22 protein-coding genes are annotated in these 20,446 nt (G+C 66.7%); 9 read left to right on the top strand and 13 right to left on the bottom strand.

From position 1 onward, the window contains the following. Positions 1–56: 56 nt before the first annotated feature. Entirely contained in the window at positions 57–1,166 is a 1,110-nt protein-coding gene (locus ACJ7IV_RS04775; protein WP_483866008.1) for an RNA-guided endonuclease InsQ/TnpB family protein, read from the bottom strand. A 187-nt stretch (positions 1,167–1,353) separates the two neighbouring features. Between ACJ7IV_RS04775 and ACJ7IV_RS04770 the strand changes: the two genes are divergently transcribed. Then, positions 1,354–1,938: a Spy/CpxP family protein refolding chaperone gene (locus tag ACJ7IV_RS04770; protein ID WP_483866007.1), complete on the top strand. Its 585-nt coding sequence runs from the start codon at positions 1,354–1,356 to the stop codon at positions 1,936–1,938. 158 nt (positions 1,939–2,096) lie between these two features. After that, positions 2,097–2,537 (top strand): DUF411 domain-containing protein, encoded by a 441-nt coding sequence (locus ACJ7IV_RS04765; RefSeq protein WP_483866006.1) that lies wholly within the window; start codon positions 2,097–2,099, stop codon positions 2,535–2,537. A 94-nt stretch (positions 2,538–2,631) separates the two neighbouring features. Here ACJ7IV_RS04765 and ACJ7IV_RS04760 read toward each other — a convergent pair whose 3' ends face one another. From ACJ7IV_RS04760 to ACJ7IV_RS04740, 5 genes are all read right to left on the bottom strand, one after another. Further along, entirely contained in the window at positions 2,632–2,997 is a 366-nt protein-coding gene (locus ACJ7IV_RS04760) for a DUF488 domain-containing protein (protein ID WP_483866005.1), read from the bottom strand. 47 nt (positions 2,998–3,044) lie between these two features. Then, a complete protein-coding gene (locus tag ACJ7IV_RS04755; RefSeq protein WP_023005146.1) occupies positions 3,045–3,485 on the bottom strand; it encodes a YtoQ family protein in 441 nt (146 codons plus the stop codon). A gap of 80 nt (positions 3,486–3,565) precedes the next feature. Next, the gene (locus ACJ7IV_RS04750) at positions 3,566–5,449 is read right to left on the bottom strand and encodes a hypothetical protein (protein ID WP_483866004.1); all 1,884 of its coding nucleotides are present in this window, start codon (positions 5,447–5,449) and stop codon (positions 3,566–3,568) included. After that, on the bottom strand, positions 5,446–6,294 hold the full coding sequence (locus ACJ7IV_RS04745; RefSeq protein ID WP_483866003.1) for an MOSC domain-containing protein: 849 nt from the start codon (positions 6,292–6,294) through the stop codon (positions 5,446–5,448). Before ACJ7IV_RS04745 ends, ACJ7IV_RS04750 begins: the two co-directional genes overlap by 4 nt. A gap of 51 nt (positions 6,295–6,345) precedes the next feature. Continuing rightward, a complete protein-coding gene (locus ACJ7IV_RS04740; RefSeq protein WP_161432549.1) occupies positions 6,346–6,696 on the bottom strand; it encodes a hypothetical protein in 351 nt (116 codons plus the stop codon). Positions 6,697–6,968: 272 nt separating this feature from the next. On the opposite strand from ACJ7IV_RS04740, the gene ACJ7IV_RS04735 reads away from it, so the two are divergent. From ACJ7IV_RS04735 to ACJ7IV_RS04725, 3 genes are read left to right on the top strand one after another with little or no spacing between them, the layout of a single operon-like run. Continuing rightward, entirely contained in the window at positions 6,969–7,445 is a 477-nt protein-coding gene (locus ACJ7IV_RS04735; protein WP_483866002.1) for a redoxin family protein, read from the top strand. A 27-nt stretch (positions 7,446–7,472) separates the two neighbouring features. After that, complete coding sequence (locus ACJ7IV_RS04730) at positions 7,473–7,898, top strand: VOC family protein (RefSeq protein WP_483866001.1); 426 nt, start codon at positions 7,473–7,475, stop codon at positions 7,896–7,898. A gap of 54 nt (positions 7,899–7,952) precedes the next feature. Continuing rightward, entirely contained in the window at positions 7,953–9,005 is a 1,053-nt protein-coding gene (locus ACJ7IV_RS04725; protein ID WP_483866000.1) for an NAD(P)-dependent alcohol dehydrogenase, read from the top strand. A gap of 57 nt (positions 9,006–9,062) precedes the next feature. Here ACJ7IV_RS04725 and ACJ7IV_RS04720 read toward each other — a convergent pair whose 3' ends face one another. The 7 genes from ACJ7IV_RS04720 to ACJ7IV_RS04690 form a co-directional block, all read right to left on the bottom strand. After that, positions 9,063–9,878 (bottom strand): ZIP family metal transporter, encoded by an 816-nt coding sequence (locus ACJ7IV_RS04720; protein ID WP_483865999.1) that lies wholly within the window; start codon positions 9,876–9,878, stop codon positions 9,063–9,065. A 76-nt stretch (positions 9,879–9,954) separates the two neighbouring features. Further along, on the bottom strand, positions 9,955–10,728 hold the full coding sequence (locus ACJ7IV_RS04715) for an enoyl-CoA hydratase-related protein (RefSeq protein ID WP_483865998.1): 774 nt from the start codon (positions 10,726–10,728) through the stop codon (positions 9,955–9,957). 176 nt (positions 10,729–10,904) lie between these two features. Continuing rightward, positions 10,905–11,753, bottom strand: a complete 849-nt coding sequence (locus ACJ7IV_RS04710) for a 3-hydroxybutyryl-CoA dehydrogenase (RefSeq protein ID WP_483865997.1) — start codon at positions 11,751–11,753, stop codon at positions 10,905–10,907. Between the two features lie 211 nt (positions 11,754–11,964). Next, positions 11,965–13,596 (bottom strand): acyl-CoA synthetase, encoded by a 1,632-nt coding sequence (locus tag ACJ7IV_RS04705; protein WP_483865996.1) that lies wholly within the window; start codon positions 13,594–13,596, stop codon positions 11,965–11,967. A 77-nt stretch (positions 13,597–13,673) separates the two neighbouring features. Further along, positions 13,674–15,467, bottom strand: a complete 1,794-nt coding sequence (locus tag ACJ7IV_RS04700) for an acyl-CoA dehydrogenase (protein ID WP_483865995.1) — start codon at positions 15,465–15,467, stop codon at positions 13,674–13,676. 98 nt (positions 15,468–15,565) lie between these two features. After that, complete coding sequence (locus tag ACJ7IV_RS04695; RefSeq protein WP_483865994.1) at positions 15,566–16,987, bottom strand: MFS transporter; 1,422 nt, start codon at positions 16,985–16,987, stop codon at positions 15,566–15,568. 212 nt (positions 16,988–17,199) lie between these two features. Beyond that, complete coding sequence (locus ACJ7IV_RS04690) at positions 17,200–17,844, bottom strand: class I SAM-dependent methyltransferase (protein WP_483865993.1); 645 nt, start codon at positions 17,842–17,844, stop codon at positions 17,200–17,202. A gap of 55 nt (positions 17,845–17,899) precedes the next feature. On the opposite strand from ACJ7IV_RS04690, the gene ACJ7IV_RS04685 reads away from it, so the two are divergent. The 4 genes from ACJ7IV_RS04685 to tenA all read left to right on the top strand — a co-directional run bounded on the left by ACJ7IV_RS04685 (position 17,900) and on the right by tenA (position 20,386). Then, positions 17,900–18,298, top strand: a complete 399-nt coding sequence (locus tag ACJ7IV_RS04685) for a VOC family protein (protein ID WP_161432562.1) — start codon at positions 17,900–17,902, stop codon at positions 18,296–18,298. An 84-nt stretch (positions 18,299–18,382) separates the two neighbouring features. Beyond that, entirely contained in the window at positions 18,383–18,760 is a 378-nt protein-coding gene (locus tag ACJ7IV_RS04680) for a magnetosome magnetite crystal formation protein family (protein WP_213311225.1), read from the top strand. Between the two features lie 4 nt (positions 18,761–18,764). Then, positions 18,765–19,694 carry a lysophospholipid acyltransferase family protein gene (locus tag ACJ7IV_RS04675; protein ID WP_483865992.1) on the top strand — a complete coding sequence of 310 codons (930 nt, stop codon included), beginning with the start codon at positions 18,765–18,767 and terminating at the stop codon, positions 19,692–19,694. A 23-nt stretch (positions 19,695–19,717) separates the two neighbouring features. Beyond that, entirely contained in the window at positions 19,718–20,386 is a 669-nt protein-coding gene (gene tenA / locus ACJ7IV_RS04670; RefSeq protein ID WP_483865991.1) for a thiaminase II, read from the top strand. The last annotated feature ends 60 nt before the right edge of the window (positions 20,387–20,446 follow it).

The following is a 20,446-nucleotide window of genomic DNA, read 5'->3' as shown; positions in this document are numbered from 1 at the left end:
GTTCTGAGGTCACCCCCAGAACCTTCCTGCTTCGACACGCCTTCACTAGGCCGTGGCTAGGCCACGGCCCCCGCTCCAGTCGCTCCACAGGCTAACCCCGCCAGCCCGGCGGTTCGGATATTTCTGGCCGCGTTGATATCACGGTCGATGGCTTGGCCGCAGCCCTCGCAGTGCCAATGGCGTTGCGATAGCGGCAGTTTCTCAACTTGGTGCCCACAGCCGTGGCACCGCTTGCTGCTCGGCAGCCACTGGCTGACTTTCACCAGTTGCCGGCCCGCCCAGGCGGCCTTGTATTCGAGTTGGCGCACAAACTCTCCCCAGCCGGCATCGCTGATGGCCTTGGCCAAGGAACGGTTTTTTACCATGCCCACGATATTGAGCGATTCGACACACAGCACTTGGTTTTCGTTAATCAGCGTGCGGGTCGCTTTGTGGATCGCATCGCGGCGGCAGTCCGCGATCCTGGCATGTAGCCGCGCCACTTTCTGGCGCAGCTTGTGGCGGTTGTGCGAGCCTTTCTGCTTTTTCGACAACCGGCGTTGCAGATAGGCCAGCTTGGCCTCATAGCGTTTGAGATGACGCGGGTTGCCCGACTTCATGCCCTCGCTGGTGATGAATAGGTCGGTCAGGCCGAGATCGATGCCTACCATCTTCGGCGTGACCGGCAGCGTCTCCGGCTCGAACTCGCACAGGCAGCTGATGAAATAGCGGCCGGCACGATCCCGCGAAATCGTGATGCTGGAGGGTTCGCTGGGCAGCGGGCGGCTCCAGCGGATCGGCAGCGGCGCCGTGGTCTTGGCGATGGTGATCTCGCCATCGCGATAGCTAAATGCCGCCTTAGTCAGCCGGATCGACTGCCGGCCGTCCTTACGCTTGAAGCGCGGATAGCGCGCCTTGAGTTTGGGGTTGAAAAAATTGTCGAAGGCCGCCTTTTGATCGCGCAGCGTCTGCTGCAGGATCACGCTGGAGACATCCTTCAACCAGGGATAGTTGGCCTTGAGCGCGACCAGGCGCTTTTCTGCGGCGGCGTGCGACACCGGCTCGCCGCGCTGCTGATAGGCCAGCGTATTGTTCCAGACAAAACGGGTACATCCGAACGACTGCGCCAGCAGCACCGCCTGCTCGGGGGTGGGGTAGAACCGTTCTTTGTAGGCACGCTTTGTCATACTGGAAAGATATCAGGGGTTCGAGGCAATATCCATTCAGCACCGCTTCGCGGTGCGCGCTTGTATCACCGCCCGATTGAGCGATGCTTTACGCGCTGTTTGGTAAGCTCATGATGAATGCCAGTCTCGTCGCTCCCCTGTCGCGGGAGGTGACGTCCCTACCCTCGTCAGGATGAGGAGAAATACCATGGGCAACTACAAGCAGATTCTTGCCATCGCACTGGCTGCAGGCCTCGGCATCGCCGCCAGCGGCGCTGCCTCGGCTCAAGGCATGCAGCAGGGCGGCATGGGCCCGGGCATGATGGGCTACGGCCAGGCCGGCATGGGCCCGGGCATGATGATGGGATACGGCCAAGGCGGTATGGGGCCAGGCATGATGGGCTACGGACAGCACGCGATGGGCCCCGGCATGATGGGCGGCGGCCATCCCGGCATGCTGCCCTGCCCGCTGACGGCCGAAGGCATGGGCATGATGCACAGACTCGAACCCGAGCAGCGCAGCGAGATGCACGAGCTGATCCAGCAGCACCGTCCCGCCCAGTTCGAGCGCATGGGGAAGATGATGGACCTGCGCCTGGAGCTGATGGAAGCGATGCACGCCGAATCGCCCGATCCCGAGCAGGTAGAGCGCCTGCATGGCCAGATGGGCGAGCTCCAGGGGGAGATGATGGCCGAGATGGTGCGCATGCGCGGCAAGATGCTCGACCTGCTCACCGACGAGCAACGCGAGCAGTTGAAGCAGGGTGCCGCGTCTCCCGCTGACCCCCAGTGACGACACCCGGTGGCGAAGACCCGTCGCCACCTTGACTGCCATTGCCCTGGATCATTTCGCCCACAGCACGACCGGGGCAGAATGTCGCATCGACAATCAGGACAACTCATGTATGGCAAGGCCTTGATCGCTTGCCGGCATCATCAGGAGGACCGCGCATGACTCGCTTCGCCCCCACCCTGCTCTTCTCCGCGTCGCTGTTGCTGGGTGCCGGTACCGCCCACGCCGCCCTGCCCGCCGAGGCGACCCTCTACAAGAACCCGCAGTGCGGCTGCTGCGACGAGTACGCCCGCCATCTCGAGGAGCATGGCGTCGAGGTGACCATCGTCGATGATGTCGAGCTGGGCAAGGTCAAGCAGGACGCCGGCCTGCCCTATGGCCTGGGCTCCTGCCACACCATCGAGATGGGCGAGTATGTCATCGAGGGGCATGTGCCCATGGAGGCGCTGGAGAGGCTCTTCGAGGAGCGCCCTGACACCGATGGCATCGGCCTTGCCGGCATGCCCATCGGCACTCCCGGCATGCCGGGACCCAAGCAGGAGGCATGGAACGTCTACCAGTTCCGCGACGGCGAGGCCCAGCCCTTCATGAACTTCTGAGCCCGCTCCCCGGCAATCTCCACAGCAAGTAACGCCGCCCTCGGCCTTGGCCGAGGGCGGCGTCGTCATCAGCGCTACCGAATGCCAGCCGCCTTCAGTGGCGGGCACCGCTGTCGAGCATCGCCAGGTACTGGGCGAGCACCACGGCGTTGTTGTGGCGCTCGTCCCTGGCGGCGAACACCAGGGTCACGGGCTCCCGGGCGGCGCGCTCGGCCAATGGGCGCAGGGTCTCGCGGTACGCCTTGAGCTCGGCCAGGTAGCGGCGCCGGAACTCGCCCCAGCCGAGCTCGCCGGCATGGAAGGCCTTGCGTAGGGCGTCGCTGGGAGCGACCTCCTTCGGCCAGTCATCGATACGGGCGTCGGCCTTGGCCACGCCGCGTGGCCATAGCCGGTCGACCAGCACACGGTGTCCATCCTCGGGGGCAGGCGCCTCGAAGGCGCGCTTGAGGGCCAGGCTCATGGGCGTCCTCCTGTGATGGGTGACGCCCCCAGTGTAGCCGACCGACCTCAGGCCTTGAGCACGTAGCGCAGGATCTCGACCACCTGGTCGGTGGTGGTGCACCAGGCCTGGGCCTCGGCATCGACCTCCTTGAGCGGATGGACGATCTCCTCGCCATGCAGGGTCACGTAGGGCTTGCCGAGTGCCGCGCAGTAGCCGGCGTCGAAGGCCGCGTTCCACTGCTTGTACTTGTCGCCGAAACGCACCACCACCATGTCACTCTGCTCGATCAGGGTGCGGGTACGGATGGCGTTGACCTTGGAGGACTGGTGGTCGCGCCAGAACTGGCTGGGGGTCTCGCCGAGGTGGTCGCCGGCGGCATCGCTGGCGTCATGGTCTGTCACCGGAGCGGTGAACACCACGTCGAGGCCGGCCGCCTCGGCGCCACGCCGGATCTCGTCGCGCCAGTCGGTATGGATCTCGCCGGATAGATAGACGTGAAAGCTCATGCAGGGCTCCTGAATGTCGAGGCTGAAGCTCCATGATAACGCGGCGAGCAGTTATTGGAAAATAGTTCCACTATACACCCTCAGACGCTCAGGAAGGAGCGATGGATCTCGCTTCCATAGCGCCGGACAATCGCCCGCTTGGTGGCGTGAAAGTCGGCGACACTGCCCTGGCGCCCCGATTTCTCCAGGGTGCGCGTGGCCAGTTCCTCGGCGATCACCTCCAGGAAGAGCTCGGCCAGCAGCAGCCGGGCGGAGTCACGGAAGTGGCCACGGCCATCCACGTAGAGCTGTACCGTCGGGGCCCCGGTGTTGATCAGGATCTTGCGCTCCCCGGGGCTGTAGACGGCACGGTCCAGGGTCTCCTCGAGGTTGCGGAACTCGTAGCCCAGGAACATCGCCTCGCCATGATCACGCGACGGGCCGCGACGCGGCGCATGGGGCACGCCGCCAAGGCCGTGGTGGGAGGCGTGGCGGGCCAGCACGATCTCGCACCAGGCCCAGTAGGCGCCAGCACGCACGTTGATCTCGCCCCGGGCCCCCTCCTCCTCACCGCTCAGGGTCCAGGTCAGGCGCCCCTCCTCGCCGAGTTCCGCCACCCTCACCTGCGTGGGGGAAGCATCGATGGCGAGCGAGTCGGGCAGCGCATAGTCGATGGCAAGTTCCGCCCCCTCGGGAAGCTGGGCGCGGTCCACCAGCAGCGTGACATGGAAGGAGTGGCCCGGCCGGCGGTAGTAGAAGGGGGTGGTAAAGCGCAGGGCGGTGTCGAGCGCAGGTGACTCGGCGAGCTCGCTCGCCAGCGGTGGCGTGAGCCCCAGGTCCTGCACCGCCGCGCGGCTCATGCGCTGCAGTAGGTGCTCGATCATATGGTCGGTGCGCTGCGAGGTGGTCGCCCGAGCCAGGTGCTTGAGCTTCTCCTGCTCGGCGAGCACGTGAGGCGCAACCAGACGGCTGACGGCGCGGGAGAAGGCCTTGACAAAGGGGTTGCGGGGATTGAGCCCCTCGCGCTCATCACTGATGATCGCCTCGCCCTCGGCGAGCTTCTCGAGCAGCGCCGGGCAGCGCACGCTGCCGAACAGGTACTCGGTGCCCACCTGGTTCTCGAACTCAAACAACTGGCAGTCCAGGGCCGCCATGCCGGAGAACACCACCAGGCCGTTGGTGCGATCGTCGCCGTGCTGGGTCAGTTCGGCCTCGCGGGAGCGCTTGAGTGTGAGGGTGAAGGGGAACTCCTGCTGCTGGAAGATGAAGCTGCTCGCATGCTCCGGCCCGACCAGCAGCAGCGACGTCGGCTCCTGGAAGCGGATCCGCCCACTCTCCTCCACCAGCCCGCCGCGCCTCAGGTGCGCCAGGCTCACCTCGCGCCGCTCGAGGATATCGCGCAGGTAGACGTTGTCGGCCAGGGCCTGCACCAGGGTATGGAACTGGGAGATGGCGACCTGGAGGTTCTCCACCACGATGGTCACCCGGGTGCCGTTGCGACGGATACCGAGCCGACGCTGGTCCCCTTCGGTGGCTTCCCGGTCGCCTTCGCCGTCATCGAAGAGGTAGCCGCCGTTGGCATCGCGAAACAGCTCGATGCGCGTATGACGCCCCTCATGCAGGGTCTCCAGCCAGCCGTGGCCGAGGCCGTAGATCGCCTGCTTGAGGCCACGACCGAAGAAGCCGCGCCCCTCCCCCTCGCCGCGGGAGAGCGGGCTGTGGGCCCCGCCGTAGGTCAGGATGCTGGCGGCTCGTGCGAACGACATGCCCTCGGCCTGGTCGGTGACCTTCAGCAGGGCGCCGTTCTGGTGGCGCTCGTACTCGATACGGATTTCGCCGCACGGGGCGTCGCCCGCCCGCTCGAGGCGCCCGTAGCTGTCGTCGCTGTTGGTGATCAGCTCCACCAGAGCCTTCTCGATGGAAGCGAAGCGGCGCGAGTCGATGCCGATGACCCGCTGGTCGACGGGAATGGCGCCAATGGTCATGAGCGTGTCCTCACGGTGATGTCATCGCCTACCGAAAGCCTCGCCCCTTCACCTTCGAGGACGATGGCATTCTGGCCAAAGTAGCCGCCGGGAGCGGCGCGGGTACTCATCTCCACCAGGGTGCGCAGCGGCTCGCCGGGCACGATAATCTCGCCGCTGTGCTGGTCCACGGTGGTGATCTTGCAGCGCTGGCAGGGCTTGCGCAGCCCGAGACGCCAGGCGCCGTCGGCCGCGGCCAGGGTGTCCCAGCCATCCTCGGCGAAGGGAGTCGCGTGATTGACCACCAGGCTCGGCCGGAAGCGGCTCATGGGCACCGGATCGAGCCCCTTGGCGGCCAGGCGGTAGTTCACCTCGTCAAGCGAACCCTCGCTCACCACCAGCAGGGGGTAGCCGTCGGCGAATCCGGTATGGGCCCGCTCGCCGGGCGCCAGGTAGTGAGGCTCGACGGCGCGACGCTGTTCGGGAGCGAAGCGCACCAGGCGCAGCCCGCTGCCGCGCCAGTCGCCCAGTACCGCACCCAGCCAGTCGCGCGCCTCGGCGCCCTCGTCCAGGGCCTCACAGCGGTCCTCCCACACGTACACCGGGATCCGGGGAAGCGCCCCCACCGCCAGCGGCACGTGCAGCGACGCCGCCTCGGGATGGCTGAGCACCAGAGCATCGGCTTCGAGATGCACGCGGATGCGTGCCATCGCCGGCAGCTGACGCTGGGTCACGAAACGCCCCACGTCGTCCACCACCATCCAGCGGCGATCCCAGGCGAGACCCTCGGCGGTAAGCTCGGCCGCGTCCAGGGCGATGCCGCCCAACGACTTGACCGGATAGATGTTGAGCTGGGTGATCTTCACGGCGGGCTCCTGGCAGGGCGATGCCCAAAGCCTATCCCAGCCGAGGGGGGATTACAGCCGGCTGGTTTCGATCACATAACCGATGATGGGGTAGCCGGCCTTGCGCGCGGCCTTCTCGGCTTCCAGCTGGGCCTCGACCTTGGAGATGCTGGAGGAGACATGCTCGAACACGGTGTCCATCTCGAGCTGCTTGGTACGCACGGCCAGCTTCACCAGATGGCCGGTCTTCGGCGCTCCTTCGGGCTTGCTGCGCGGCGCCTTGGCCTTGGGCTCTTCGCCGGCTTCCCTGGGCCACTCGGGGGGCGCGGTAGCCGCCTTGCGCCGCGTTTCCTGCGCGTTGTCCATGAAGGCGTTGATGTCGCGGCGCATCTGCCGCTCGAACTCGCTCAATTCCGTTTCCATCGTGTCTCCGTCTACTTCAATGGTCGCGCGATTGTACCAGAACTCGTGCAGATGCCACCCGCCACGGTCTATACCTCAGGGTTATCGCAGTTAGCCATACGGCGATAGCAAAAGGCGCCGAGGAAGGCTGGGGCGGTATTTCCCTCTGCAACAGCCCTGCTCTACACCTGAGCAAACGTGAATTGGCCAGTTTGGTGTTAGCCGCACGACACAGGCAGACTGGCGAGGCAATGGTTTCCATCGACCTTTCCATCAGAAGAAGGAAGTACCCCATGACGATTGCCACCGGCGACCGGTTCCCCGACGTCACCATCAAGACAAACGGCCCGGAGGGCCCCGAGGACATCAACACCGGCGACTTCCTCGCCGGCAGGAAGGTGGTGCTGTTCGCCGTGCCCGGCGCCTTCACCCCCGGCTGCTCCAACACCCATATGCCAGGCTTCGTGGTCAATGCCGACAAGATCCTCGCCAAGGGGGTCGACGCCATCGCCTGTCTGGCGGTGAACGACGCCTTCGTGATGGGCGCCTGGCAGCGCGACCAGAATGCCGAGGCCATCACCATGCTGGCCGATGGCAACGCCGAGCTGACCCAGGCGCTGGGGCTCGAGAAGGACGCCAGCAGCGCCGGCATGGGCGTACGCTGCCAGCGCTTCGCCATGATCGTCGACGACGGCGTGGTGAAGTACCTGGGCATCGATGCCAAGGGTGTCGAGCAGAGCAGCGCCGAGACGGTGCTGGCCCAGTTGTAAGCGTTCCCCCTGCTTGAGGAGAGTTTCATGAGCCTTTCCCCCTTCCACCTGGCGATTCCCGTCCATGACCTGCCCGCAGCCCGCGCCTTCTATGGCGAGGTGTTCGGCCTCGAGGAGGGTCGCTCCAGCGAGCACTGGGTCGACTTCGACTTCTTCGGCCACCAGCTGGTGATCCACGAGCACCCGAAGATGCCCTACCAGGACAACGCCCATACCAACGCCGTGGACGGCCACGACGTGCCGGTGCCCCACTTCGGTGTGGTGCTCGGCTGGGACGACTGGGAGGCACTCGCCGAGCGGCTGCGCGGGCGCGGCACCGAGTTCGTGATTGAACCCTATGTGCGTTTTCAGGGTCAGGTAGGCGAGCAGGCCACCATGTTCCTGCTCGACCCCTGCGGAAACGCCCTGGAGTTCAAGGCGTTCAAGGACATGGGCCAGCTGTTCGCCAAGTGAGGCGGGCGACCCGCCACGCCTCACGAATCCGACGACCCGAGGAGAATCACTGACATGAGCCAGACCCGCGCCTATGCGGCCTTCGCCGAAGACAAGCCCCTGGCACCCTTCTCCTTTGAGCGCCGCCAGCCGCGCCCGGATGATGTATCCATCGAGATCCTCTACTGCGGCGTGTGTCACAGCGACCTGCACTTCGCCTACAACGACTGGGGCATGACCCGCTACCCCATCGTGCCCGGCCACGAGATCGTCGGTCGCGTCACCGCCGTGGGCGACGCGGTGAGCCACTTCAAGGAGGGCGACCTGGTGGGGGTCGGCTGCATGGTCGACTCCTGCCGCGACTGTCAGCCCTGCCGCGAAGGCGTCGAGCAGTACTGCGAGAACGGCTTCACCATGACCTACGGCAGCGATGACCGCCACGACGGCAGCCTCACCCAGGGCGGCTACTCCGACCGCATCGTGGTCAGCGAGCACTTCGTGCTGCGCATGCCGGAGGGCATCGACCTCCCCTCCGCTGCGCCCATTCTGTGCGCCGGCATCACCACCTACTCGCCGCTCAAGCACTACGGCGTGAAGGCCGGCCACAAGGTCGGGGTGATCGGCATGGGCGGCCTCGGTCACATGGGGGTCAAGCTGGCCAAGGCGTTGGGTGCCGAGGTGACGGTGTTCACCCGCTCCGAGGCCAAGGTGGAGGAGGCCAAGCGCCACGGCGCCGACCATGTGGTCGTCTCCAGCGACGAGGCGCAGATGGCGGCCGTGGCCGAGACCTTCGACTTCATGCTCGACACCGTGCCGGTGCAGCATGACCTCAATCCCTACCTGGCCACGCTGCGCTACGACGGCACCCATATCCTGGTGGGCCTGATGGACCCCATCGAGCCAGCAGTGGAAGGCTTCAACCTGATCTTCAAGCGTCGCGTGCTGGCCGGTTCGCTGATCGGTGGCATCCCCGAGACCCAGGAGCTGCTCGACCTGTGCGCCGAGCAGGGCATCACCTGCGACGTGGAGATGATCAACATCGACGAGATCAACACCGCCTTCGAGCGCATGCAGAAGGGTGACGTCCGCTACCGCTTCGTCATCGATATGCAGTCGTTGAAGAGGTGACAACGACGCGGCCGTGGCAGGAGTGCCACGGCCGCGTCGTTTCTGGGCATACGCCGATCAACCCAGTGAGACGTCCAGCATCATCATGATCGTGAAGCCGCTCATCGTGGCCATGGTCACCAGGTCGATGTTCTCGTTCTTGCGCTGGGATTCGGGAATCAGCTCCTCCACCACCACGAAGATCATGGCGCCGGCGGCGAAGCAGAGGGCATAGGGCAGGATCCCCTGCATCTTCATCACGAACAGCGCACCGATGACCGCGGCCAGCGGTTCGACGGCGCCTGACGCCTGCCCCATCAGGAAGCTCTTGCGCCGGCTCATGCCCTCACGCCTGAGCGGCATGGCGACGGCCGTTCCCTCCGGGAAGTTCTGGATACCGATGCCGATCGCCAGTGCCAGGGCGCCGCCCAGGGTGGCCGAAGGCAGGTCGGCGGCCACCGCACCGAAGGCCACCCCTACGGCGAGCCCCTCGGGGATGTTGTGAAGGGTGATCGCCAGCACCAGGAGCGTGCTGCGTTGCCAGGTCGTCTTGATGCCTTCGCTCTTGTCCAGGCCAAGGTCGGGATGCAGGTGGGGCAGCAGCCGGTCGGCCAGCCGCATGAAGATACCCCCGCCCATGAAGCCGATCACGGCCGTGAGCCAGGCGGTGTGTCCCAGCTGCTCGGCCATCTCGATTCCCGGCGCTAGCAGCGACCAGAAGCTCGCGGCAATCATGACGCCGGCGGCGAAGCCGAGCATGGCGTCCATGAACCGGCGATTGACCGCGCTGGTGAAGAACACCAGAGCCGCACCGGCCGCCGTGACGCCCCAGGTGAAGAGGGTAGCGAGCAGCGCCTGCAGGACGGGATCCAGTTGCACCAGGAAGTCGATCACGTGTTACCCCACAGATGCCACTCCGTGCAGAGAGCCCCCGCAGCCATGAAGGCCGCAGGGGATCGTGATGGAGGGCTCAGAAGTTCGGCTTGCGCTTCTCGACGAAGGCGCTCATGCCCTCGGTCTGCTCGTCGCCCGCGAAGCAGAAGGCAAACAGGGCGTTCTCCAGCGCCAGCGCGCTGTCGAGGTCCTGGTCCATGCCGTCGTGGATCGCCTGCTTGGCGGCGCGCACCGATTGCGGGCCATTGCCGCCCAGCTGCTTGGTGAGCTCCTCAACGTAGCTCTCGAGCTCGGCCTGGGGCATCACCCGGTTGACCAGGCCGATGCGCAGGGCCTCATTGGCATCGATCTTGCGCCCGGTGGTGCACAGGTCGATGGCCATGGCCGGGCCAACGCGGCGAGGCAGGCGCTGGGTGCCGCCAAAACCGGGGATCACGCCGAGCAGCACTTCGGGCTGGCCGAAGATGGCGTTATCGCTGGCCACCGCCCAGTCGCAGGCCAGCGCCAGCTCGCAGCCGCCGCCCAGGCAGAAACCGTTGACCAGCGCCACGGTGGGCACCGGCAGGGTCTCCAGGCGCTTGAAGGTATCCAGCGCCTGGCGGGCGAAGTCGCGGGCCTCTTCCGGGGTCTTCTCGCGCATCTCGGCGATATCGGCGCCGGCCACGAAGGACTTCTCTCCGGCGCCGGTGATCACCACCGCGCGCAGGTCGGCACGGCCCTCGAGCCCGGCCAGCACGCGCTCCAGCTCCGCCAGCACGGCCGTGTTCAGGGCGTTGAGTGCCTTGGGACGGCTGATGGTCAGGCGCACGATGCCGGCGTTGTCGACGACGTCGATCATGTTCTCGCTCATGGGGGCACTCCTCGGGTTGTTGTTGAATCGGTGTTGGGACGGTATTGGACGATACCGCCCAACCCTAGCGAACGCTTGGTTGGGCGGCAATGCTTCCTTGGTGGATCCAGTCCGGGCATGAGGCTCCCCGGGGGCGCCGGCCTCCCACAGGAGATACCGGCCCTCCAGGAGAGTGATCAGGAGTAGACGTGGAAGCCGCGTCCTGTCTTCCGCCCCAGATAGCCGGCGTCGACCATGCGCTTGAGAAGCGGGCAGGGGCGGTACTTGGGATCGCCGAAGCCCTCCTGCAGCACCTCCATGATGGAGAGGCAAACGTCCAGGCCGATCAGGTCGGCCAGGGCCAGCGGGCCCAGCGGGTGGGCGGCGCCCAGCTTCATGGCCGCATCGATGTCCTCGGCGCTGGCTACCCCCTCCTGGAGCAGGAAGGCGGCCTCGTTGATCATCGGCACCAGCAGGCGGTTGACGGCGAAGCCGGGGGAGTCACCGATGGCCACGGCGGTCTTGCCCAGGGACTCGGTGAGCGCCTCGATACGCGCCACGGTGGCGTCACTGGTCTGCTCGGCACGGATCACCTCGACCAGCTTGAGCACCGGCACCGGGTTGAAGAAGTGCATGCCCACCACCCGCTCTGGGCGCTCGCAGACGGCGGCCAGGCGGGTCAGCGACAGCGACGAGGTGTTGGAGGCCAGTATCGCTTCGTGGGTCAGGCGGCTCAGGTCGCGGAACAGCTTCTCCTTGAGGGCCGGCTGCTCGGGCGCGGCCTCGATGATCACCTCGCAGTCGCGCAGGGCATCCAGGGCCGTGGAAGTATCCAGGCGCTGCATGGCGGCGTCCTTGTCGGCCTCACCCAGCTTCTCCTTGGCCACCAGCTTTCCCAGCCCCTTGTCGATGGCAGCACTGGCGCGCTGCAGTTGCTCGTCGGCGACGTCGTAGAGCTTGACGGCGAAGCCGCTCTGAACCAGCACCTGGGCGATGCCCTGCCCCATGGTGCCGGCGCCCACCACGCCGATCACTTGCTCACTCATTGCACTCTCCTGATGCTCTGCCTTGATCTGCCATGGACTGTCGCTCGAAGCTTTTTCCGGCGACAAGCCCCGGAGCGCCGGACCGTCGAGGAGGCGCTGTGAACCCTTCCTTGGGCGCTACCGACGCCATCCCTGGCGTAGGACCTCACCTTTGGCTTGCCCCCGGACGCTCCTCGCTTGAGTCAAAGACGATTAGATTTGTGATCTGCTGTTACTGCTTGCGCGCTTCGTCGCGCAGCACGAATTTCTGGATCTTGCCGGTGGAGGTCTTGGGCAGCTCGGTGAAGACCACCGTCTTCGGCGCCTTGAAGTGGGCCAGGTGTTCACGGCAGTGCTTGATGATGTCCTGCTCGGTGATCTCGCCGTAGCCGATCTTCAACTTGACGAAGGCACAGGGGGTCTCGCCCCACTTCTCGTCGGGCTTGGCCACTACCGCGGCCTCCTCCACCGCCGGGTGCGAGTAGATGCAATCCTCCACCTCGATGGTGGAGATGTTCTCGCCGCCGGAGATGATGATGTCCTTGGAGCGGTCCTTGATCTCGATGTAGCCGTCCGGGTGCCAAACGGCCAGGTCGCCGGTATGGTACCAACCGCCTTCGAGCGCCTGTTCGGTGGCCGCCTCATTCTTGAGATAGCCCTTCATCACGTTGTTGCCGCGCATCAGGATCTCGCCGATGGTCTGGCCATCCTTGGGCACCGGCTCCAAGGTGTTGGGATCGGCCACGCAGAGCGCCTCCAGCATGTGGTAGCGCACCCCCTGACGAGACTTGAGCTTGGCTCGCTCCTCCATGGGCAGCTCGTTCCATGCCTCGCGCCAGGCGCAGGAGGTGACCGGACCATAGACCTCGGTAAGGCCGTAGACGTGGGTCACGTCGATGCCGAGCTTCTCGACGCCGGCGATCACCGAGGCGGGCGGTGCCGCACCCGCGGTGGTGACCTTCACCGGGTGATCGAAGTCGCGCTTCTCCTCGGCGGGCAGGTTGACCAGGCCGTTGAGAACGATAGGCGCGCCGCTGAAGTGGGTCACACCCTCGTCGGCGATCAGGTCCATCACCCGCTTCGGCTCCACCTTGCGCAGGCAGACATTGGTGCCGGCAGCGGCGGCGATGGTCCAGGGGAAGCACCAGCCATTGCAGTGGAACATCGGCAGGGTCCACAGGTAAACCGGATGGTGGGGCATCGCCCACACCAGGATGTTGCTGGTGGCGTTCAGGTAGGCACCACGGTGATGGTAGACCACCCCCTTGGGCTTGCCGGTGGTCCCGGAGGTGTAGTTCAGCGAGATCGCCTGCCACTCGTCCTCGGGCAGCCGGTAAGGGTGGGCCGGGTCACCCTCGGCGAGCAGCGCCTCGTACTCCAGCTCGCCGATGGCACGCCCCTCGGGCATGAATTCGGGGTCCGCCACATCGATGATCAGCGGCTTGTCGTCCAGCTTCGCCACCGCCTCCTCGATGACATCACTGAACTCGGGGTCAACCAGGATTGCCTTCGCCTCGCCGTGCTCCAGCATGTAGGCGATCGCCTCGGCATCCAGGCGGATATTCAGGGTATTGAGCACGCAGCCGGCCAGTGGCACGCCGAAGTGGGCCTCAAACATCGCCGGCACGTTGGGCAGCATGGCGGCCACCGTCTCGCCCGGCTGGATGCCGCGCTTCGCAAGCGCCGAGGCGAGCCGGCGGCAGCGCTCCCAGGTGGTACCCCAGTCGCGGCGGATCTCGCCGTGGACCACCGCCGGGTAGTCCGGATAGACCGAGGCGGTACGCTCGATAAAGGTCAGCGGCGAGAGCGCCACGAAGTTGGCGGGGGTCCTGGGCAGGCCCTGTTCGAAGATGCTCTGGCTCATGGTCGGCTCCGTGATAGAGATTACGTGTTCGGAAAGCGAGCCGCCGGCACGGGGCCGGCGGCGGATCATCTAGCAGTTCAGTCGGTGCTGGCGTCGAAGGCAGCCAGGCTCGCCATGCCGGCCTCGATCACCGCACGCTGGGCGCGGCCCACCGGCAGCCACTGGCGGATAGCATAGTCGGCACTCTGGCGCTTGGCCGAGTAGAACGGCTCCTCGCTGCCGCTGGCCTGGGCGGCACTGGCCTTGAGGGCCGCCCGGCCCATCTGCCAGGCACACAGCACGTGACCAGCCAGGCTGAGGAAGGGGGTGGCATAGGCCTGGACGGCATCGGCGCCGCTCTCGGGGTCGGCACCCGCCTCCAGCACCGCCGCCATGGCGGCACGCAGGTCGGCGGCACCCCCGGCCAGGCTCCTGCCGAGCTCGACGTGCTCGGCGCTCGCCTCGAGCTCCGCGGCGGTGGCTTCCACTTCACCGATCAGGCCCTCGAGGGCCGCCCCACCGTCACGCTGCAGCTTGCGCCCCGCCAGGTCCAGCGCCTGGATGCCGTTGGTGCCCTCGTAGATCGGCGCGATTCGCGCATCGCGCAGCAGCTGGGCGGCACCAGTCTCCTCGATGAAGCCCATGCCGCCGTGGACCTGCACGCCCAGCGAGGCGATCTCCACCGCCTGGTCGGTGGAGAAGGCCTTGACCACCGGGATCAGCACGTCGACCCGCGCCTGGGCTGCCTTGCGCTCGGCGTCGTCCCCGGCGTGGCGAGCCACGTCGAGCTGGGCGGCGCAGTAGAGGGCGAGCGCCCGCAGGGCATCGGTACGAGCCCGCATGGAGAGCAGCATGCGGCGCACATCCAGGTGGTCGCTGATGGTGCAGTCGCTGCGACCGGAGCGCGGGCTGCGCCCCTGGGTACGATCCAGGGCGTAGGCGAAGGCGTGCTGGCAGGCGCGTTCGGCCACGCCGATGCCCTGGATCCCCACCTTGTGGCGCGCCTCGTTCATCATGGTGAACATGTGGTTGAGGCCGCGCCCCTCCTCGCCCACCAGGTAGCCGATGGCGCCGTCGTTCTCGCCGAAGGCGAGGGTACAGGTGGGCGAGCCGTGAATACCCAGCTTGTGCTCGATGGAGGCGCAGGTGACGTCGTTGCGACTGCCCAGCGAGCCGTCCTCGTTGACCAGGAACTTGGGCACCAGGAACAGCGAAATGCCCTTGTTGCCCTCGGGGGCATCGGGCTTGCGTGCCAGCACCAGGTGGATGATGTTCTCGGCAGCGTCGTGCTCGCCCCAGGTGATGAAGATCTTCTGGCCGAAGAGCCGGTAGCTGCCATCCTCCTGGGGCACGGCGCGGGTGCGCACCTTGGAGAGGTCCGAGCCGGCCTGGGGCTCGGTGAGGTTCATGGTGCCGGTCCAGGTGCCCTCGACCAGCTTCGGCAGGTAGGTCGCCTGCTGCGCGTCGCTACCGTGGTGGGCCAGCGCCTCGATGGCACCGGCGGTCAGCATGGGGCACAGCCCCAGCGCCATGTTGGCGCCGTGGAGCATCTCCTGGACCGAGCTTGCCACCACCTCGGGCAGCCCCTGGCCACCCAGCGCCTCGGAGACGCCGATGCCGTTCCAGCCACCCTCGGCGTAGGCCTGATAGGCCTCGATAAAGCCGTCGGGTACGCTGACGCCACCATCGTCGCGCCGGGCGCACCCCTGGCGGTCGCCGCTGGCATTGAGCGGCGCCCACACCTCGCCGGCGAGCCTGGCGGCCTCTTCCAGCACGGCCTCCACCAGGTCGGGACTGGCCTCCTCGAAGCCGGGCAGCGCGAGCGAGCCGTGATCGAGCAGCTCCTCCAGCACGAAGCGGAGGTCACGGACGGGAGCGGCAAAGGAAATCATCAAAGCACCTCGGGAAAAATGATAACGCCGATAGTAGATTCACTACTTTTCGTCGACCATTATCCCAAGGTCTTAACCGCTGCCGCGCTCCTCCCGCATCAGGCGTGCCCCGCCGCGGGCTCGATGCCGGGCAGTTCCGCCTGGGCGGGCTCGTCACCTTCCACGCTTGAGGTTTCGTCGAAGTAGGCAACACGCGACTCATCGGCAGGGGGCGGGCCGACCAACGGCTCGGCCACCTCCACCTCGGGCACCACGTCGGAGAGGTCCTCCATGTGCTCGTGCTCGATGGCACCCTGCACCAGCTCCTCGGTTACCGCCAGCTCGGCACCGGCGGCCGACATCGGGGTGCTGGGCGAGAACGGCGCCACGGGAACCGGCGCCGGACGCACGCTGCGCCGCCAGCCGAAGAAGAGCACCAGGAAGACACCCATGCCACCGAAGCTCCAGAACAGGCCGGCATCGCCCAGCACCGCCATCACAGGCGAGATCAGCGGCGGGCTGAGTGCCGAACCGATGGCGTTGATCAGCAGCAGGCCCTGGCTCATGCGCACCAGGGCGCCCGCCGGGGCGCGGTCAGCGGCGTGGCCCACCGCCACCGGGTAGAGCGAGAAGACCCCGCCCCCCAGCAGGAACAGCAGCCCGGCCAGCGTCCAGGTCGTCATCGGCAGCCACAGCACGGCCGCGGAGATCAAGGTGCAGAAGGACCCGATCAGGATCAGCACCAGCTGGCGGTCATGGCGATCGGACCAGCGCCCCACCGGGTACTGCAGCAGCAGCGCCCCGAGCACCACCACCGCCATCATCTGGCCGATGCGATCCACCGGCAGGCCGGTGCGCTGCAGGTAGAGCGGCAGCAGGGAGTAGACCGCCGCCACGGCGAGTCCCGAACCGAAACTACCCATCACTCCGGTGGGGGTCAGGGTGATCAGGCGCAGCGGCGAGAGCGGTTCGGCCTTCTCGATCAACGGCGAGACCCGCGGGATCATCGCCATGGGTAGCACCGAGAGCGAGGCCAGCATGCCGATCACCATGAACGACGCCGCCCCGCCCATGGCCTCGGTGACACCCAGCAGCAGCTGGCCCAGTACCCCGGCGGCGTAGAGCGCGATCATGTAGAGCGCCAGCAGGCGGCCGCGGACCCCGGCATCGCCGGAGGCCAGCAGCCAGCTCTCGATCACCAGGTAGACTCCCACCGTGGCCCAGCCCCCGACCAGGCGCAGGGCGAACCAGGCCCAGGGGTGCTCCACCAGGCCCTGCAGCAGCACGGTGACCGCCACCAGCGAGGCGAAGCTGCCGTAGGCGCGGATATGACCGATGCGCAGTAGCAGCCGGTCGTTGAGCATGGCACCCAGCGCCAGGCCGATGAAGTAGGCCGAGGAGACCCAGCCGATCACCACCGCCGACTCGCCGGCAGCATCCAGGCGCAGGGTGATCAGCGTGGCCAGGAAGCCGTTGCCGATACCGAGGATGAAGAGCCCCAGCAGGGGAGCGAGGGCCATGGCCAGCAGTTGCCGCGACATTGCATGCCTCACACGGGAAGGAGGTCGAAGAGAAGGGTGGCAGATTCGCCGCAAAGGCGCCTGGCAGGCGGCATCGAGACGCTCTCGCCCGCCATGCTGAGCGCGCGAATCATACGCCCGATCATCCGCCAGTCAATCGCTTTTCCGGAGCAGGGGAAGATGCCAGCATTTTCTTCCGGCAACGGAGGGCATTTCGGCAATATCCTCCGCCATCAGCTCGGCCTCTTGTGCAGCAGCACCACGTCGGCGGCGGGAAACTCGATGCTCATCCCGAGTTCATCGGCCAACCAGCGGAAGGTCGCCTCGCTGAAGAAACTCACATGGGTGGGATCGAGAATATAGTGCCAGCGGGTGAAGGTGGCGTGGTCGGTGACCCGCTTGGTCATCAACCCGAGCCAGCCACCGGGCCGCAGCAGGCTCGCCAGCCTCGTCAGCTCCTTGCCGGGCGTGAAGAGATGCTCGACCACCTCGGTGGCGGTGATGAAATCGTAGGACTGTTCGAGTACCGAGGCGTCGGGGGCATAGAAGGGGTCAAAGATCGCCATGCGGTGACCGGCCTCCTCGAACATCACCGACAGCGTCGGCCCCGGCCCGGCGCCGAAGTCGAGCCCACGGGCACCGGGCTCGAGCCTGGCCTTAAGCGGTTCGAAGAGCCGCGACAGGAAGCGCCGGTAGCCGGGGTCGTCCGGCGAATTCTCGTGCTGGTCGTAGACCGCCCGCTCCGCTTCCGGGCCGAGCCGGAAGGCCGGCGGCACGAAGACCAGCGTGCAGCGTCGGCAGCGGTGGTACTCGCGCCGCGCATCGCGGTGGTAGAACGCCGTATCGGCGGATGCGCATAGCGGGCAGGTCGGCATCATCGTATCCTCTGTGGCAGAGCCATTTACGCCTGAACAATCCTGCAAGGAGAGACGAATGCTGTCAGGTCTGGACCATCTGGTCATCACCGTGACCGACATTTCCCGCGCCGTGGACTTCTACTCCCGGGTGCTGGGGCTGGAGGTACGCTACCGCGATCGCGAACGCGTCGACCTGATCCTCGGCGACCTGGCCCTGCGCCTGCACTGGACCGCCACCGATATCGAGCCCCGGGCCGCCACGCCGACTCCCGGCAGCCTGGACCTCTGCCTGCGCAGCCTGCTGCCGCTGGATGAGGTGGCCCGCCACCTCGAGGCACTGGACGTGGAGATCGAGCTGGGGCCGGTACAGCGCCAGGGCGCCACCGGGGCCATCGAGTCCCTCTATCTGCGCGACCCGGACGGCAACCTGCTCGAGATCAGCCGACCACTGCGCAGCGCACCCGACGCCGACTGAGACCACCGACACTGGCATTGCGGCCCTCGCCGGGTATCATGGGCGGCCAGCTTTCCATACCGAACCAGGACGTTAGCCCACGCCATGAGCGACAACCTGCAGAACGACAATGTGGTCATCGAGCGACCCGAGCCGGTAGACACTACCATCCCCATGGTCATCTATGCCCTCTACCTGGCGAGCATCGTCACCGGGGGACTCACCGCCCTGGTCGGCGTGGTGATCGCCTATGTCTACCGCGGCAAGGGGCCGGAGTGGCTCGACCAGCACTACCGCTACCAGGTACGCACCTTCTGGATCGGCCTGCTCTACTTCTGCCTGTCCGGCGTGCTGATGTTCGTGCTGGTCGGCTTCGTGCTGTGGCTGGTGGCCGTGGTGTGGCTGGTGATCCGCTGCGTCAAGGGCTTCAAGGGTCTGCAGGAGAAGCGCTCTCCCGAGAACGTGGACACCTGGCTGGTGTAACGGCATGGCCAAGGCTTCTTCCCGCACGAGTGCCCTGCAGGCCCGCGCCATCGAGACCCTGTGGCGATCGCTGGCCGGTCGCCGGCTCGCCACCCTGTGGCGCCTGGCGCGCCTGATCGGTCCGCTGGTGCGGCGTTTCAGTCGCCGCGAGCGCGAGGTCACCGAGGCCAACCTGGCCCAGGTCTACCCGGAGCAGGGCGCTGCCGATCGCCGCCGTCTCGCCGGCGAGAGCCTGACCCACTCCGCCGCCACCATGCTCGAGATCGGCTTCGCCTGGATGGGCGAGCCCGACCGGGTCGAGGCCTCGATCGTCGCCGTGCACGGCCGCGAACTGCTCGACGAGGCGCGTGCCGAGGGGCGTGGGGTCATCGTTCTCGCCCCCCACTTCGGCAACTGGGAGGTGCTCAACTTCTGGCTCTCCAGCCACTTCCCTTTCACCGCCATGTACGAGCCGCCCAAGATCGCCGAACTCGACGCCGTGACCCGTGCCGGCCGCGAGCGCATGGGAGCGAGCCTGGTGCCCACCAACCCGCGTGGCGTGGCCGCCCTGCTCAAGGCGCTCAAGCGCAGCGAGGCGATCGGCATCCTGCCCGACCAGGAGCCGAACTGGGGCAGCGGCGTGTTCGCGCCCTTCTACGGTCGCCTCGCCTACACCGCCACCCTGCTGCCCAAGCTCGTCGCCCGCACCGAGGCCCGCGTGGTCACCGGGGTGGCCAGGCGCCTCCCCGGCCGAGGCTTCGAGATCCACTTCCTGCCCGCCGACCAGCGGGTCTATCAGGCAGACGAGGTCGAGTCGGCCACCGGGGTCAACGCCTGCGTGGAGGCTGCCATCGCCCTGGATCCCGCCCAGTACCAGTGGGAGTACAAGCGCTACCGCAAGGTGATCCAGGAGCAGGAAGGCCATCCCGAGCACCGCCGCTTCCGGATCTACTGACCCCTCCCACTACGGAGACGACCATGGGTTATCGCTTCAGCGACCTTACCGCCGCCTGCCACGACGACTGGCGCGCCTATATCGAGCACGACTTCGTGCGCGACCTGGGTAACGGCACCCTCGCCTCAGACGCCTTTCGCCACTATCTGCAGCAGGACTACCTGTTCCTGATCCATTTCGGGCGCGCCTATGCCCTGGCGGCCTACAAGAGCCGTGATATCACCGAGCTGCGCCACAGCCTGGAGGGTCTCAAGACCATCATCGATGTCGAGCTTGGCCTGCATATCGACTACTGCCGGGACTGGGGTATTTCGGAGGCCGACCTTGCCGAGCTGCCCGAAGCGCGCGCCACCATGGCCTACACCCGCTACGTTCTGGATACCGGCAGCCGCGGCGACCTGCTCGACCTGCATGTGGCGCTGGCCCCCTGCCTGGTGGGCTACGGCGTGATCGCCGACTGGCTCAACTCACGCCCCGTCACCCTGCGCGGCGACGCCAATCCCTATGACGCCTGGATCGCCATGTACGAGAGCGAGGAGTTCCAGGACGCCCGGCGCGCCGAGGAGGCCTGGCTCGACGCCCGCCTGGCCGAGGTCACCCCGCGCCGCTTCGAGGAGCTCGTCCAGGTGTTCCGCGACGCCACGCGCCTGGAGATCGACTTCTGGCAGATGGGGCTGGACCGCAGCCTGTGATGGAGCCCGACCGGGAGCGACGACAGTCACGCCCGAAGTGACCCGGTGCCCCAGACGCAG

This window comes from Halomonas sp. C10-5 (assembly GCF_057169305.1).
This window is presented reverse-complemented; position numbering and strand designations above follow the sequence as displayed.